This is a genomic window from Neorhizobium descurainiae, assembly GCF_051400715.1.
Classification (GTDB): domain Bacteria; phylum Pseudomonadota; class Alphaproteobacteria; order Rhizobiales; family Rhizobiaceae; genus Neorhizobium.
Map to the genome: position 1 here is coordinate 31387 of NZ_JBLFFK010000023.1, position 14267 is coordinate 45653.

General features: G+C 62.9%; 14 protein-coding genes. 5 read left to right on the plus strand and 9 right to left on the minus strand.

Annotated features, from left to right (window positions below):
• Positions 1-121: 121 nt before the first annotated feature.
• From secG to ACMGE0_RS27720, 3 genes are all read right to left on the minus strand, one after another.
• A complete protein-coding gene (gene secG / locus ACMGE0_RS27710; RefSeq protein WP_436819108.1) occupies positions 122-607 on the minus strand; it encodes a preprotein translocase subunit SecG in 486 nt (161 codons plus the stop codon).
• A gap of 92 nt (positions 608-699) precedes the next feature.
• On the minus strand, positions 700-1470 hold the full coding sequence (gene tpiA / locus ACMGE0_RS27715; RefSeq protein ID WP_436819109.1) for a triose-phosphate isomerase: 771 nt from the start codon (positions 1468-1470) through the stop codon (positions 700-702).
• Positions 1471-1615: 145 nt separating this feature from the next.
• Positions 1616-2500: an alpha/beta hydrolase family protein gene (locus ACMGE0_RS27720; RefSeq protein ID WP_436819110.1), complete on the minus strand. Its 885-nt coding sequence runs from the start codon at positions 2498-2500 to the stop codon at positions 1616-1618.
• Positions 2501-2694: 194 nt separating this feature from the next.
• Between ACMGE0_RS27720 and parE the strand changes: the two genes are divergently transcribed.
• The 3 genes from parE to ACMGE0_RS27735 all read left to right on the plus strand — a co-directional run bounded on the left by parE (position 2695) and on the right by ACMGE0_RS27735 (position 6752).
• Entirely contained in the window at positions 2695-4746 is a 2052-nt protein-coding gene (parE, locus tag ACMGE0_RS27725) for a DNA topoisomerase IV subunit B (protein ID WP_436819111.1), read from the plus strand.
• 221 nt (positions 4747-4967) lie between these two features.
• Positions 4968-6185: an AI-2E family transporter gene (locus tag ACMGE0_RS27730; RefSeq protein ID WP_436819112.1), complete on the plus strand. Its 1218-nt coding sequence runs from the start codon at positions 4968-4970 to the stop codon at positions 6183-6185.
• A gap of 126 nt (positions 6186-6311) precedes the next feature.
• Complete coding sequence (locus ACMGE0_RS27735; RefSeq protein WP_436819113.1) at positions 6312-6752, plus strand: hypothetical protein; 441 nt, start codon at positions 6312-6314, stop codon at positions 6750-6752.
• 5 nt (positions 6753-6757) lie between these two features.
• On the opposite strand, the gene ACMGE0_RS27740 is transcribed toward ACMGE0_RS27735, so the two are convergent.
• Positions 6758-7828: a DUF2336 domain-containing protein gene (locus ACMGE0_RS27740; protein WP_436819181.1), complete on the minus strand. Its 1071-nt coding sequence runs from the start codon at positions 7826-7828 to the stop codon at positions 6758-6760.
• 114 nt (positions 7829-7942) lie between these two features.
• On the opposite strand from ACMGE0_RS27740, the gene ACMGE0_RS27745 reads away from it, so the two are divergent.
• Positions 7943-8707 (plus strand): hypothetical protein, encoded by a 765-nt coding sequence (locus ACMGE0_RS27745; protein WP_436819114.1) that lies wholly within the window; start codon positions 7943-7945, stop codon positions 8705-8707.
• Here the strand turns inward: ACMGE0_RS27745 and ACMGE0_RS27750 are convergent.
• Together ACMGE0_RS27750 and ACMGE0_RS27755 are read right to left on the minus strand one after the other, a co-directional pair.
• The gene (locus ACMGE0_RS27750; RefSeq protein WP_436819182.1) at positions 8647-9261 is read right to left on the minus strand and encodes a flavin reductase family protein; all 615 of its coding nucleotides are present in this window, start codon (positions 9259-9261) and stop codon (positions 8647-8649) included. The two genes, ACMGE0_RS27745 and ACMGE0_RS27750, sit on opposite strands and share 61 nt — an antisense overlap.
• A complete protein-coding gene (locus ACMGE0_RS27755; RefSeq protein ID WP_436819115.1) occupies positions 9261-9842 on the minus strand; it encodes a nitroreductase family protein in 582 nt (193 codons plus the stop codon). The genes ACMGE0_RS27750 and ACMGE0_RS27755 overlap by 1 nt, the downstream gene beginning before the upstream one ends.
• Positions 9843-9951: 109 nt before the next feature.
• Between ACMGE0_RS27755 and ACMGE0_RS27760 the strand changes: the two genes are divergently transcribed.
• Positions 9952-10944 (plus strand): RgsD C-terminal domain-containing protein, encoded by a 993-nt coding sequence (locus ACMGE0_RS27760; RefSeq protein WP_436819116.1) that lies wholly within the window; start codon positions 9952-9954, stop codon positions 10942-10944.
• A gap of 85 nt (positions 10945-11029) precedes the next feature.
• Here the strand turns inward: ACMGE0_RS27760 and thrS are convergent, their stop codons facing one another.
• From thrS to ACMGE0_RS27775, 3 genes are all read right to left on the minus strand, one after another.
• Positions 11030-13051: a threonine--tRNA ligase gene (gene thrS / locus ACMGE0_RS27765; protein WP_436819117.1), complete on the minus strand. Its 2022-nt coding sequence runs from the start codon at positions 13049-13051 to the stop codon at positions 11030-11032.
• Positions 13052-13178: 127 nt separating this feature from the next.
• Positions 13179-13538: a membrane protein insertion efficiency factor YidD gene (yidD, locus tag ACMGE0_RS27770; protein ID WP_436819118.1), complete on the minus strand. Its 360-nt coding sequence runs from the start codon at positions 13536-13538 to the stop codon at positions 13179-13181.
• A 36-nt stretch (positions 13539-13574) separates the two neighbouring features.
• Positions 13575-14018, minus strand: a complete 444-nt coding sequence (locus tag ACMGE0_RS27775) for an iron-sulfur cluster assembly scaffold protein (protein WP_436819119.1) — start codon at positions 14016-14018, stop codon at positions 13575-13577.
• Positions 14019-14267 lie beyond the last annotated feature (249 nt).

A 14267-nucleotide genomic window follows, 5' to 3' on the forward strand; every position in this document is an offset into this window, starting at 1 on the left:
CTTTTCATTCGTGATTCCGCCAGCACAAATTATCCGCTTCTAAGAAAACGGCTGTGGAATCTTCCCAAAATAAAACCGGCAGGCTTTTGGCCTGCCGGAGCTTGAAGCTTTGACCCAAGCCTTACTGGCCGGTCGGGACACCCGAAGGCGCGGCCGGAGCGGCAGGCGCCGAAGGTGCAGCCGGCGTCGCCGGAGCCGCACCCGTCGCGGGGGCGTTGCCGGTCGCAGGGGCTGCGGGAGCCGGAGCTGCCGCGCCGGAACCGGACGGAACGCCGTTGTCGGAAGGTGCGGGCGGCTGTGCCGGCGCCGGGCCGAGCTGGTCGAGAATGCCGCCGCCCTGCCCCTGCTGTCCCTGCGGAATGCGGTTCAGGATATCGCTCGGGCGGCTTTCGTAGCGCGCCAGGATGCCCAGGGCCAGTGAGGTTATGAAGAAGAGCGTCGCTAGGATCGCGGTGGTGCGGGTCAGCGCATTGGCGGTGCCGCGCGCCGACATGAAGCCGGAGCCGCCGCCGATGCCGAGCCCGCCGCCTTCGGAACGCTGGATCAGCACCACGCCGACAAGCGCGAGCACGATCATGAGGTGAATGACGATCAGAACGGTCTGCATATCAAAATCCATGCCTCCGCGACGGGAAGCAACAATGAGGTTGGCGGCTCTTTACATGAGAGCCGCGCGCATTCCAAGCCCTTCTGAAAGCTTTAGGCGATCAGCTCTTCATAGACCCGGTAGATGGCGAGGAAATCGGCGGCTTTCAAGCTCGCGCCGCCGATGAGGGCGCCGTCCACGTTCTCGACGCCCATCAGCTCGCGCGCATTTCCGGGCTTCACCGAGCCGCCATAGAGGATTCGCATGCGCTTGCCTTCTCCGCCGAAACGCATGACGAGTTCGGCCCGCATGAAGGCATGGGCGATCTTGACGTCTTCGACGGTTGGCGTGAGCCCCGTGCCGATCGCCCAGACGGGCTCGTAGGCGATCACGGTGTTGGACGCCGTCGCCGCCTCCGGAACCGAGTTGAAGATCTGGCGCTTCAGGACGTCGAGCGTCTGGTAGGCGTCGCGTTCGTCCGCCGTTTCTCCGACGCAGATGATGGCGGTCAGGTCCGCTTCATAGGCTGCTTCGGCCTTGGCGCGGACAAGGTGATCGGTCTCGGCATGGTCGGCGCGGCGTTCCGAATGGCCGACGATGACATGGGTGCCGAAGCAGTCGGCGATCATTTCCGCCGAGATGTCGCCCGTATGGGCGCCGGAAACGTTCTGGTGGCAGTCCTGGCCGCCGATCATCAGCGGGCTGTCGGTCGAAAGCGCGGTCGCCACATAGATGAGCGTCGCGGGCGGGCATATCAGCGCGTCGACCTTTTCGGACAATGCGCCCTGAACGCCTTCGGCCATGGCCTTGATCTCGGTCAGGGACTCGCGGGTGCCGTTCATCTTCCAGTTTCCGGCAACGAGCGGGCGAACATCGGGCGTCATCGGCAGATATGTCCTCTCTCTATTCGGTTTCTTTCGTCGAGAAACCGGACCTCCACATATACGGGAACCTGTTTAGACGCATCCAGCCTGAATTGGTACGCAAAAGACGGGTCTTGGTTCAAGACTTTGGTTAACGCTTGCCTCCTCAGCCGGCGGAAAGCAGGAAATTCAGCACCTTTCGCCAGTCCACCATGCGGATCGGCGTGCCGTGGCTGCCGGTCTCGAACAGCGTGAAGCGGGTGGGAGAGCCGCTGCTCTTCAGCTTGCGATAGACCGCCTCCTGCTCTCCTGCCTTGTAGACGCTGTCGGCGCTGCCATGGGCGAAATAGATCGGCACCTTGCGCTTTGCCAAAGCGCTCGCGGGCAGGCCGGGATCCGGCGGGCCGCCGAGCAGCACCATGCCTTTGAGGTCGCGCACCGCCTGGCCGTCGCGGCTGATCCCTTCACAGATCAGGCCGCCCATCGAGGCGCAGGCGAGGATGACCGGCCCGCCTCCGGACTGTTCACGGGCATAACGGATCAATGCGGCGATATCGGCCACGCCTTTGTCGCCAAAGGACGTGACGCTCGGCGAATAGTAGGTGCCGCCATTGGCGACGGCGAGGTTCTTCAGCCGGTTGAAATTGCCCCCGAACGTGTAGTCGTGGACGCCGAGCCGCCGGTCTCCCCCGCGGCCGTGGATGAAGATCACGGTGAAGGCGGCGCCCTTCGCCTGTCCCACCCTGGTGACATCGAGCCTCCGGCCGGAAAGATCGAGCGTCTCGTTCTCCTGGTGGCGCCGCACGCCGGGCGAGACATAGGCGTCCTTGACGCGCCGCTCCGGTTCCCGGTCGCGGCCGTTGATGTCGCGCATCTCCTGATAGTCGATCACCTCGTAGGCGCCGCCGTCGGCCGATTTCAGAACCGTCTGACGGGAAAACAGGTCGTCCTTGAACGGCTTGATCGGACCTTCCTGAGCGGCTGCAGGCAGGGCGCCGAATGTGACGAGAGCTGCAAGAACCGCGCCGAAGACGAAATGAATTGTGGACATGATTTCTTTCATCGGTCTTCCGGGTCGGTCGAATCTTGCTATTGCGGTATCGGCAAAGCATTGCTGAAAAAGGCCGTTTCCTTGCGGCATCGCGAAAAAGCCCGCTTTCTGGCAGAATCGCGTGTGATTCGAAACAGCATGGGATGGATATGGCTTCCTCCTCCGCACCCCGACAGGTAGTACCGACTGAGCCGATGGATGACAATAACGACCTTTTCGCCGACCTGCCTATGACGTCGAAGCCGGTCGCCGTCGAACCCGCGCCTGCCGCCCGGGCCGAGTCTCCGACGCAGCGCCCTGCGCCGTCGCAATCTTCCGGCGACGATTACGGCGCCTCCTCGATCCGTGTGCTCGAAGGGCTCGAACCGGTGCGCATGCGCCCGGGCATGTATATCGGCGGCACGGACGAAAAGGCCTTGCACCATCTCTTTGCCGAAGTCATCGACAACTCCATGGACGAGGCGGTCGCGGGCCATGCGGACTTCATCGAGGTGCATCTCGACGCCGAAGGCTTCCTGACCGTCACGGACAACGGCCGCGGCATTCCGGTCGAGAACCACCCGCAGGTGCCGGGCAAGTCGACCCTCGAGGTCATCATGACCAAGCTGCATGCGGGCGGCAAGTTCGACGGCAAGGCCTACGAGACGTCGGGCGGTCTGCACGGCGTCGGTGTCTCGGTCGTCAACGCCTTGTCGGACCTTCTGGAAGTCGAGGTCGCCCGCAACCGCAAACTCTATCGCCAGCGCTTTTCGCGCGGCGTTCCGCAGGGCGGTCTGGAGCAGCTCGGTGATGTACAGAACCGCCGCGGCACCAGGGTCCGCTTCCATCCCGACCCGCAGATATTCGGCGAGCATGCCAGGTTCGATGCCGGCCGCATCTTCCGCATGGCGCGTTCCAAGGCCTATCTCTTCGGCGGTGTCGAGATCCGCTGGAGCTGCGATCCGGGCGTCGTGCCCGCCGGCGGCGAAATCCCGGAAAAGGCCGTCTTTCATTTCCCGGGCGGCCTGAGGGATTATCTTTCCGCCACCCTCGGCAAGGACTTCACCGTCACCCGCGAAATCTTCGCCGGTCGCACGGAAAAGACCGGCGGCCACGGCGCGCTCGAATGGGCGATCACCTGGTATGGCGGCGATCCGCAGGTCCATTCCTATTGCAACACCATTCCCACACCCGAAGGCGGCACGCATGAGGCCGGGCTTCGCATCGCGCTCACCAAGGGCCTCAAGAATTACGCCGAGCTGACGCAGAACAAGCGCGCCAAGGAAATCACCACCGACGACGTGATGATTTCGGCGGTCGGCATGCTGTCGGTCTTCATCCGCGAGCCGGAATTCGTCGGCCAGACCAAGGACAAGCTCGCCACCGTCGAAGCCCAGCGCATCGTCGAGAACGCGCTTCGCGATCCGTTCGACCACTATCTCGCCGGCAATCCCGCCGAAGCCGCAAAGCTTCTCGACTGGGTCATCGAGCGTGCCGAAGAACGCTTGCGCCGCCGCAAGGAGAAGGAAGTCAACCGCAAGACGGCGGTCCGCAAGCTCCGCCTCCCCGGCAAGCTCGCCGACTGCTCGCAGAGCACGGCGGAAGGCGCAGAGCTCTTCATCGTCGAGGGTGACTCGGCCGGCGGCTCGGCCAAGCAGGGCCGCAACCGCGCCAACCAGGCCATCCTTCCTCTCCGTGGAAAAATCCTCAATGTCGGCAGCGCCAGCCGGGAAAAACTGTCGGCCAACCAGCAGATCGCCGACCTGATCCAGGCGCTCGGCTGCGGCACGCGGACGAAATACCGCGAGGAGGACCTCCGCTACGAGCGCGTCATCATCATGACCGATGCGGATGTCGACGGCGCCCATATCGCTTCGTTGCTCATCACCTTCTTCTACCAGGAAATGCCCGAGCTGATCCGCGGCAACCACCTCTACCTGGCGGTTCCGCCGCTCTACGTCCTGCGCCAGGGTGGCAAGACGGTCTATGCTCGCGACGATGCCCACCGGGCGGAACTGATGGAAACGGTGTTCAAGGGCAAGAAGGTCGAGATCGGCCGCTTCAAAGGCCTCGGCGAAATGATGCCGGCGCAGTTGAAGGAAACCACCATGGATCCCGCCCATCGCACGCTTCTGCGCGTGGCGATCGACGACGTGGATTTCGAAGGCACCCGCGAGGCGGTCGACAACCTGATGGGCACCAAGGCAGATGCCCGCTTCCGCTTCATCCAGGAGCGTGCAGCCTTCGCCGAAAACCTGGATATCTGAGCCGGCTGTTGGCTGTGCGAAGACCTTTTCCATTCCATCGGGGCTAAAAAGAGCCTCATCAGGAACGTTTGCATCTACTTCCGGTTTTGGCCGGAGGAAGATTTCATATTTCTATCGCATCTGCGGTCTAGGTCGTAAGCTTGCCTTTAAAGGCTGGCGGTTACTCTTGTGCCAGGAAGCCTCATAAGCCATATGATGGCGAAAACGGAAAAGGATCTGTGGTGAGCGGAAACAACGATCGCAAAGGGCCGAAAGAGCCGCGCTGGCTTGGACCGGTGGCGCCGAGCCGGATTGCGCTCATTCCGCCAATTTCCGCGGCGCGCTGGCTTCTCGTGCTGGTCGCCGCCGCCGGCATCTATTTCTTCCACGGTTTCGTCGTGCCGGTCCTTGCTGCATTGGTGATCGGGTTTGCAAGCTGGCCGCTCTACCGCGAGCTCCTGCGCCGCATCGGCGGCAATACGACGCTCGGCGCCTCGCTCGCGATCGTCTTCATCCTGACATTCCTCATCGTTCCGATCGGGATCGCGATCTCCTATACGACCGGCGAAGTGCGTCAATGGATCGTCTGGGCGGCCGAGGTGAACCGTTTCGGCGCGCCGCCGCCGGCCTGGATCACCGGCCTGCCCTGGGCCGGCGAATGGCTGGGCATTCAATGGGTCCAGCATGTCGGCGCGCCCGGAGCTATCGGCGAGCTTATCCAGATCGTCAGCGGCGCCAATATCGGTAATATCTACCGGGCGATCGTGGCGGCGGGCGATGGCGCCTTCCATCTCGTCCTGACGCTGCTTTTCATGCTGATCGCGCTGTTCTTCGTCTATCGCGACGGCGGAGCCTTCAGCGAGCAGATCGACCTTCTCGGCGAGCGTATCCTGCCGGCCCGCTGGGGACGCATCTCGCGCGTCGTCCCCGCCACGATCAGTTCCACGGTGACGGGCCAGACGCTGATCGCCATCGGCGAAGGCATCGTGCTCGGCATCGCCTATTACATCGCCGGCGTCCCTTCGCCCGTGACGCTCGGCGTGATCACCGGCGTCATGGCCCTCATTCCGGGCGGCGCGCCGCTCTCCTTCACGCTGATCTCGTTCTATCTGGTGGCGAACGGTTCCTATTTCGCCGGCGCGGGTCTGTTCATATGGGGCACGGTGGAGCTCTTCATCGTCGACAAGACGCTCAGGCCGCGCCTGGTCGGCGGACCGATCAAGCTGCCCTTCCTGCCCACTTTCTTCGGCCTGGTCGGCGGCGTCAGCACCATGGGCTTTCTCGGTCTCTTCATCGGTCCGGTACTGATGGCTCTCCTCGTCTCGATCTGGCGCGAATGGATCCGTGAGGTGAAGATGGCCGAAAGCACCGAGGTGGAATCGGCCGATCTCGCCAAAGGTCCGGCCGTGCAGGATCTTCCGCCGGGGGTCCCCGTGGTCAGGAAAGCCTCTTCTCCATGAAGACGCTGAGCGGATCGGGCCGGTAATTTCGAAAGGCTTCGATCACGGCGCGTTGGATGAAGAAAACCGCCTTGATCGGGTCAAGATTACCCACTCTAAGTCGGTCGCCATTATCCAGGGGACGACATGAACGCCGCACTCATCGTCATGACCATTCTCGGCTGCGACGACGCCGGAACCGACTGCCATTATATAGCGACCGCCGAGAACCGTTGGCCGACCATCGAAATGTGCGATGCGGTTTCCGAAGATCAGCTTGCCGGCTATGTGAACCAGCCCTATCCGATGATCATCGCGGTGTGTCAGAAGCCGGAAGCGACGGAGGTCGCAAACGCGCCGGTGCCGCAGGCAAAGCCCGGCGCGCCCGCGCCTGAACCGGTTCAGCAAACGGCCGCAGTACCGTCCCAGGAAGTCACGCCGCAGGAAAGGGAAACACTGGCCGAGCGCGCAATCCATCGGGTAAAGGCCGTTCTGCCGACGACGGAAGGCGTGAAGACGCTGATGACTAGGCCGGTGCGCCTGGTAGAGGACAGCTATTCCTGGGTCGCCAAGAAACTCCAGCGCTGAACGGCTCATGCCGCCAGGAAGACGTCGCTAGCATAGGATCGCGCGCTGAACCGCACCTCCATCCGGTGCAGTTTCTCGACCATGTCGAGAAGCTCGGAAGCCGGCGAGGGCGGCATGTCCGGCCGGCGGCATTTCTCGATCAGCGATGCCGAGATGCTGCCGAGCGCGCCGGCTGCGGCAGCCTTTCTCCAGAGGAAGACCGCTTCGACGAAGACGGCGGCGATATCGCGGCCAAGGCCCGTGGCTTCAAAGAGCGCACGCACCGCATGCATGCGGCCGGTGGCAAGGATCGCCCGCACCCGGCGCTCGTCGAGACCGGAGAGCGATACCATCGCGCCGGCGAAGAAATCCACTTTGCCGGTGCAGAGTGCGTGGATCAGGAAAGCGGGTGTAAGACGCCCCCCCGCCCGCAGGTGCTCGACCAGGCCGGCGATCTCTTCCTGCGGCACCGCGCCGGCGATTGCGACGGTGGCCGACTCGCCGGCTTCGCGGGTCACGTGGTCGATTCGTGCAGGCGCCATGACGGTGCGCACCAGACCGGAATTCGCCAGTGCCGTGGTGATGTGGCTGACCAGCATATGGCGGGCATCCGCGGGCAGGTTTTCCTGCCCCAGGAGCAGGTTGCGGATGTCGCTGCAATGGCCGAACCGCTCGGCGATCCGCCTCAGCGAAACACGGGTGATCGAAGCGGTTTCGTTTTCGAGCAGGACGGTCACCTCCGCCTCGTCGCCGATCTCGGCGATCGCGGCAGCGACCCCGCGTGAAAGAAAGGGCCGGGCGGCAATCAGCCCGCGGGTCAGGCTGTCGCCCCGTCCGGCGAGATCGACGAGGTCGCTTTCGATGAGCACAGGCGAGCGGGTGATCACCGTGCAGGCGATTTCGGGCTGATCCTCGGCAAGCGAGACGATGACGGCACGTGGCGCGCCGGGCGAATCGGCAAGCGCTTCCGCGAGAGCCAGCCGCACGCGCGGTGACGGATCGTCGAGCAGATAGGTCATGGCGAGCGCGGCGGCCCGGTGCTGCTCTCCGGCCATCGGCGAGTGGAGATAGGCTCGCCCCAGCGCGTTGGCAGCCATGGCCCGGTCGGCCACCCTTGCGGTTTCCGCCCAACGAAGAAATGCTTGTACGATCACACCCAGCCCCGATAACACATGCCAGTGAACGCCTGGCCGGTTAAGGCTTACATTAGATTGGAAAAGTTTAAGATTGGTTCACCACGTTTGTTAATCATGCGGAAGCCCTTGAAAACACGTTCCTGGCTGATTGTCGAACCGTTCACCGACGCGGCGGCGGCCCATTCGTCCGGTGCGGACAGGATCCTGCTCGATCTCACGGGTCCATCCGCGTCGTGGCAGGCGGTGTCGGGATTTTGCAGGGTGTGGGTGGATATGGAGCCGGATCAGCCGCTCTCTTTCCTGCTTCCCCCTTTCCTTTCCGGACGAACCGAAATCGCTGCAGAGAGAGCTGTTCGGGCGGGCGCTGCCTCGGTCTTCCTGTCCGGGGCCCGCAACGGGGCCGAGGTTCAGAGATTGGATGTGGCTCTCAGAGTCGAGGAGATACGGGGTGGCCGCGCGCCGGGCGGCACGGCGATTGTCGCGCTGGCCCACGCCGCAGGCATGCTTGCGGCCGCGAGTTTTGAGCGCTGCAGTGCGCGTCTTGAGGGTATCGGCTGGGAAGCCCAGGGCGATCCGTTTTCGGATACCGCCCGCCTCGCCCGCGCGACGATCGGGCTCGCCGCATCCGCCGCCGGCGTCGTGGCCCTGGATGCCGTTTCACCGACCGATGACGATACAGCCTTCCGGTCCGAATGCCTTACTGCGCAAGAAAGCGGTTTCGCCGGCAAGCTCAGCCGGCAAAACCGTCAAATTCCGATCATCAATCATGTTTTTGCCGGTCAGGCTTCCGCGCCTGTCGGCCGCACCATTTCGAAGACGTCGGAGCCCCCGTCGGCGTAATCCCGATAGCCCATGCGCGCGATCGGCCGGGCAAGGCTCATGTCGATCCGTCCGTTGCGAAGGATCTCTTCGCTGATATGGATGCCGACCACCTGTCCGAATACCATGAAGGCTTCGGCCTCCTCGCCGTCCAGCCCCTTGGGTTGGATCACCTGGGTGACGCGGCACTCGAGCGCCGCGTAGGCTTCCGCAACGTAAGGTGCGTCGATCAGCTCGGCCATCTTTGCCGTCAGCCCCGCCAGTTCGAACTCGCTCACGCCATAAGGAACCGCTGCCGAAGAGGCGTTCACCTTTTCGGCGAGGTGGCGGCTCGCAAGGCTCGCGGTGAAGACGCCGGTCTCCTCCGCGTTCTTCAAACTGTGCTTGCGGCCGCTGGAGGAGAACATCACCAGTTTCGGCCGATCGGAGACGACATTGAAGAAGGAATAGGGCGAGAGGTTGATCGATCCGTCCCTGCCCTTCGTGCCGATCCAGCCGATCGGCCGCGGCGCCACGATCGCCTTGAAGGGATCGTGCCTCAACCCGTGCTGATTGGTGTCGGTGGTGTAGAACATCATGGCTCGCCTGCGTAAGTGACGATCTCGGAAAGCGCCGGCCGCGGCCGGTCGGGCGTCGGGAAATCGCTCGAACCGATATGGATGAAACCTGCGACCTTCTCGCCGGGCTTGATGCCGAGCAGAGCGAGGGCCTCGTCGTCATAGGCTACCCATTCGGTGCGCCAGTTGGCGACATAGCCGTGCGCGTTCGCGGCCATCAACATGTTGAAGCAGAGCGCGCCGGCGGACAACACCTGCTCCCACTCGGGAATCTTGACATGCGGCGCAGCGGTGCTGACGACGGCCACCACCAGCGGCGCGCGCGAAAAACGCGTCAGTTCCGCTTCCCGGGCGGCGGCGGTCATATCGGGCGTTTTCTTGAGCGCCAGCGCCAGGAACTGCTCGCCGAGCCGCTTCCGCACCGCGCCGCGATAGACCACCAGACGCCACGGCGCCAGCTTGCCGTGATCCGGAACACGTGTCGCGAAGGTCAGAATCGCCTCCAGTTCCTCCTGCGAGGGCCCCGGCTCCTTGATCTGGGCAACCGGTGTGGAATGCCTGTCGCGCAGAAAATCGGTGAGTTTAACGTCATTTTGCATGGTCAAAACTTTCATTTGGGGCTTGTGCGGTGGGAAGGTCTTGAAATTGCCTTGGCATTGGTCTTCAAGTGACGTCTCGAAAAAGAAGAGTCAACCGGTACAGGAACAGATGTCAGGCACTTCCTTCGCGCTACGCTGGACCTTGGCGGGAGCGCTGATTCTCGCTTCGGTCCTCGGCGCATCTGCCCAGGAGGATGCCTTCAAGAGCTTCCGTCAGCTCGACAGCACCGGAAAGATGCCGAAGCTCAACGCCTTTTCCGCCCTGCCGGCCGGTTCCGCCGGCACCGCCGCCAAGGACGTGCTGTTCGATGCCAAGCTGACCGCTGACGGCGAGGTGATGCAGGAAGGCCTCGCCTGGCGCGTCTTCAGCCCGATTGCCGGCGATGACGGCAAGCTGCCGTTGGTTGCCAGTTCCGATGGCGGCCCGGCGGCCTTCCAGCTCATGCCCGGCGACTATTTCGTCAATTGCGCCTTCGGCCGCGCCGGCGTCACCAAGAAGCTCACCGTTCCCGCCGACGGCAGCGTTCCGAAGCAGACGCTGGTGCTCGACGCCGGAGGCTTCGTGCTGAATGCCGTCGCAGGCGCCGACCAGCAGATTCCGCCCAATGAGCTGAGCTTTTCGATCTATTCGTCGGAAGTCCGGGAAAATGGCGACCGGGGGCTCGTGATGGCGGACGTGAAGCCGAACACGGTCGTCCGGCTCAACGCGGGCACCTATCATGTCGTCTCGGAATATGGCGACATTAACGCGGTGGTGCGCGCCGACATCCAGGTGGAGGCCGGCAAGCTCACCCAGGCGGTCCTGCAGCACCGCGCAGCACAGATCACGCTAAAGCTCGTCTCCCAGCCGGGCGGCGAAGCCATCGCCGATACCGCCTGGTCGGTCCTGACCGCGGCCGGCGACATCGTCAACGAAAGCGTCAGTGCCTTTTCCACCATGGTTCTGGCGGAGGGCGAGTATCTTGCGGTCGCCCGCAACAAGAACAAGATCTACCAGCGCGAATTTACCGTCAAGGCTGGCCGGAATATCGAGGTCGAAGTGCTGATGCGCGAGACGCCGCAGGTGGCCGGTTCGGCGAAAGCCTTGAGCGACAGCAATTAGCCGGCTTTCGGCTTCTTCCTCAATCTCAATTTATTGAACCAGGATCGTCGAACCGACAGCGCCTGCAGGCGCTGTCGGTGATTGGTTAGGCGGCGGCTTTCTTGGCTTCCATCCGGCGAAGGATGTCCGGCGGCGTCGCTTCATGGGCAAGCGAAGCGACAGCCTCCTCGAGTTTCATCGAAGTCTGCGCCTGCGAACCGAGACGGCGGATGTTGACCGAACGCTCCTCGGCTTCCTTCTTGCCGCAGACGATGATGACCGGCACCTTGGTGACCGAGTGCTCGCGGATCTTGTAGTTGATCTTCTCGTTGCGGAAGTCGGTTTCGACCACCATGCCCGCATCGCGAAGAGCCTCCGCTACATCGCGGCCGTAATCGTCCGCGTCCGAGGTGATCGTCGCCACCACGACCTGCAACGGTGCGAACCACAGCGGCATATGGCCGGCAAAATTCTCGATGAGGATGCCGAGGAAACGCTCCATCGAGCCACAGATGGCCCGGTGGATCATCACCGGCTGGCGCTTCTCCGAATTCTGATCGATGTAGAAGGCGCCGAACCGTTCCGGCAGGTTGAAATCCACCTGCGTGGTGCCGCACTGCCATTCGCGGCCGATCGCATCCTTCAGCGTATATTCGAACTTCGGCCCGTAGAACGCGCCCTCGCCCGGCAGGATGCCGGTCTTGATCTCGTTCGACTGCGACTGGATCGTCTTCAGGACGTCCGTCATCACGCTTTCGGCACGATCCCAGAGCTCGTCCGAGCCGACGCGCTTGTCCGGCCTGGTCGAAAGCTTGATGGTGATCTCCTCGAAGCCGAAATCCTTGTAGACCGACAGGATGAGCTCGTTGATCCGAAGGCATTCGGCGGCCATCTGCTCATCGGTGCAGAAGATATGCGCGTCGTCCTGCGTGAAGCCGCGCACGCGCATCAGCCCGTGCAGGGCGCCGGACGGTTCGTAACGATGCACGAGACCGAATTCCGCAAGCCTGATGGGCAGTTCGCGGTAAGACTTCAAGCCATGCTTGAAGATCTGCACGTGACCCGGGCAGTTCATCGGCTTCAAGGCAAAGACGCGCTGGTCCGCTTCCTCGTCATCCGGATGGATGAAGGCATGGGCGGATTTCACCGCGAACATGTTCTCGTTGTACCAGCCCCAGTGGCCGGACGTCTCCCAGAGCGACTTGTCGAGCACCTGCGGCGCGTTGACTTCCTCATAGGTTCCGGCGAGCCGGCGGCGCATATAGGCCGTCAGCGTCTGGAACATGCGCCAGCCCTTGCCGTGCCAGAAGACGACGCCCGGCCCCTCTTCCTGGAAATGGTAGAGGTCCATTTCGCGGCCGAGTTTGCGGTGGTCGCGCTTTTCCGCTTCCGCCAGCACATGCAGATACTGGTCGAGCTCTTCCTGGGTCGCCCAGGCCGTGCCGTAGATGCGGGTCAGCATCGCGTTGTTCGAATCGCCGCGCCAATAGGCGCCGGCCACCTTCATCAGCTTGAAGGCCGTGCCGATCTGCCCCGTCGAGGCCATATGCGGCCCGCGGCAGAGGTCGAACCAGTCGCCCTGGTAGTAGATCTTGACGTCCTGGTCTTCCGGGATCGCGTCCACAAGCTCGACCTTGTAGCCCTCGCCCATGTCGGCGAAGACGTTGCGGGCTTTCTCGCGCGGCCAGACTTCCTTGGTGAACGGCTTGTTGCGGCCGACGATCTCCTTCATCCTCGCCTCGATCCTCGGCAGATCCTCGGGCGTGAAGGGCCAGTCCTCACGGGTATCGGGATGGACACGCTTGAAGTCGTAATAGAATCCGTTCTCGATCACAGGCCCGATGGTAACCTGCGTTCCCGGCCAGAGCTCCTGCACCGCCTCCGCCATCACATGCGCTGCGTCGTGACGGATGAGTTCCAGCGCGCGCGGATCGGTCCGGGTGACGATCTCGATCGAGCCTGTGGTCACCGGGTCGGCAAGGTCCTGCAGCGTGCCGTTGATGGCAACCGCGACCGCCTTCTTGGCGAGCGACTTGGAAATGGATTCGGCAACGTCACGACCGGTCGTTCCGGCATCGAAAGCGCGGGCGGAACCATCGGGAAATGTAAGGGAAACGGATTGAGACATGACTTTCTCCTGTCCAGTCCCGCCAACGAATGCGGGTGGTGACAAAATGGCCGGCCCGATGAGCAGATCGGCCGGCTGTTAACGCGCGCCTGATAGTGTGTTTCGGGTAATTAGTAAAGTGTGCGGGTTATGTGCGACGCTGCCAGTAACGCCACGGAGCCCACCAGTGCTGGCGCCCGTCGAGTGCCTCAGGCACGGGATCGAGGCCGCCGGTGCCACCCGGTCCGCAGCGCGCGACACGGAAGAGCGTCATCCAGCCGCCGGGCCAGAGCCCATGCCGCGCGACCGCCTCGTAGCCGTATTCCGAACAGGTCGGGATATGCCGGCAGGAATTGCCGATGAAGCCGGAGAGCGTCAGCTGGTAGAACCGGACCAGTCCCATGCCCAGGAGCCGTCCGGGCGTCTTGCGGAACGGTCCGGACCAGTTGCGCGAGCGGTTGGCTCTTGATGAGGCTGGGGAATGCCCGCAGTCAGGGGCGCCGCACATCAGGCCTCTCCCGCATTTGGATGGTTAGACCGCCGATCATCCCGCTTTCGCCAGTTGCTTCGCCTCGATCTGGTCGATCGCATCGACCACCGCTTCGAAGGTCAGCATGGTGGAGGGATGGCGGGCCTTGTAGTCCTTGACCGGCTTCAGGTAGCGCATGTCTTCGAACCGGCCATCCGGCCCCTCGCCGTCTTCTTTTAGCATGGCAAGCATATCCTCGCGGGCCTTGCGGATTTCGGCGGCCGTCGCGCCTATCACATGTCGCGCCATGATCGAGGACGAAGCCTGCCCGAGCGCGCAGGCGCGCACCTCGTGGGCGAAATCGGTCACGGTGTCGCCATCCATCTTCAGATGGACGCGTACCTTGGAGCCGCAGAGCTTCGAATGTTTTTCCGAACTCGCATCCGCATCCGGCAAATTTCCCGTATGGATGATATTGCCGGCGAATTCGAGGATCTTGCTGTTGTAGATATCGTCCATGACGGCTCACGCTTTAGGCCCCGTCGGCGTTTGAACACGGTGTCACGTCCGGTGGGCTACCACAAAAGGGTTCCTGACATTATATGTGATCTGGAGGCCGGATCATCAAGAAAGGATGTTTTCACGAAATCCTCTCGAAATCGGAATAGGATATCTTGTAAAAACGTCCGCCGAGGATCAGATAACGCCGGATTGCTTAAAAAATCAGCCGCAGCTGCCCGCGTGTTGGTCAGTCGGTCAGTGAGTAGA

Coding starts and splice junctions, on each gene's coding strand:
- secG (WP_436819108.1), bottom strand. CDS start 607: ATGCAGACCGTTCTGATCGTCATTCACCTCATGATCGTGCTCGCGCTT.
- tpiA (WP_436819109.1), bottom strand. CDS start 1,470: ATGACGCCCGATGTTCGCCCGCTCGTTGCCGGAAACTGGAAGATGAAC.
- ACMGE0_RS27720 (WP_436819110.1), bottom strand. CDS start 2,500: ATGTCCACAATTCATTTCGTCTTCGGCGCGGTTCTTGCAGCTCTCGTC.
- parE (WP_436819111.1), top strand. CDS start 2,695: ATGGATGACAATAACGACCTTTTCGCCGACCTGCCTATGACGTCGAAG.
- ACMGE0_RS27735 (WP_436819113.1), top strand. CDS start 6,312: ATGAACGCCGCACTCATCGTCATGACCATTCTCGGCTGCGACGACGCC.
- ACMGE0_RS27740 (WP_436819181.1), bottom strand. CDS start 7,828: ATGGCTGCCAACGCGCTGGGGCGAGCCTATCTCCACTCGCCGATGGCC.
- ACMGE0_RS27750 (WP_436819182.1), bottom strand. CDS start 9,261: ATGTTCTACACCACCGACACCAATCAGCACGGGTTGAGGCACGATCCC.
- ACMGE0_RS27755 (WP_436819115.1), bottom strand. CDS start 9,842: ATGCAAAATGACGTTAAACTCACCGATTTTCTGCGCGACAGGCATTCC.
- ACMGE0_RS27760 (WP_436819116.1), top strand. CDS start 9,952: ATGTCAGGCACTTCCTTCGCGCTACGCTGGACCTTGGCGGGAGCGCTG.
- thrS (WP_436819117.1), bottom strand. CDS start 13,051: ATGTCTCAATCCGTTTCCCTTACATTTCCCGATGGTTCCGCCCGCGCT.
- yidD (WP_436819118.1), bottom strand. CDS start 13,538: ATGTGCGGCGCCCCTGACTGCGGGCATTCCCCAGCCTCATCAAGAGCC.
- ACMGE0_RS27775 (WP_436819119.1), bottom strand. CDS start 14,018: ATGGACGATATCTACAACAGCAAGATCCTCGAATTCGCCGGCAATATC.